This is a genomic window from Vibrio sp. 2132-1, assembly GCF_033344315.1.
Genome location: NZ_JAWPON010000757.1, coordinates 1 through 541, shown reverse-complemented (window position 1 = coordinate 541; position 541 = coordinate 1). Strand labels below are relative to the sequence as shown.

At 45.5% G+C, this 541-nt stretch carries 1 protein-coding gene; it reads left to right on the top strand.

Annotated features, from left to right (window positions below; all coding sequences use genetic code 11):
- The coding region (serC, locus tag R8N47_RS27810) for a 3-phosphoserine/phosphohydroxythreonine transaminase (protein WP_318186434.1) at positions 1-541 on the top strand (541 nt) is incomplete at both ends.

The window sequence follows — 541 nt, the reverse complement described above, 5'->3', positions numbered from 1 at the left end:
GACAATTCTTTCTCGTGAAATCGACGTGTCGAAATACGGTGTGATTTACGCGGGCGCTCAGAAAAACATTGGCCCATCAGGTATTGCCATCGCGATCGTTCGTGACGATCTACTCGGCATGGCGAAACAAGTGTTACCAAGTATTCTTGATTACAAAGTTCTTGCTGAAAAAGAATCAATGTTTAACACGCCACCAACTTTTGCTTGGTACTTGTCTGGCCTTGTTTTCAAATGGCTTAAAGCACAAGGCGGCGTTAAGAGCATTGAAACAGTGAATCGCGAAAAAGCAAAACTGCTTTACGATTACATTGATCAGTCTGATTTCTACCGCAACGGCGTTCATCCATCGAACCGTTCATTAATGAACGTTCCTTTCCAATTAGCGAAGCCTGAACTTGACGCGACTTTCCTTGAGCTTGCAGATGCAAAAGGACTAAAGGCGCTAAAAGGTCACCGTGTGGTGGGCGGTATGCGCGCATCGATTTACAATGCAATGCCGCTAGAAGGTGTGCAAGCGTTGGTCGACTTCATGAAAGAGTTC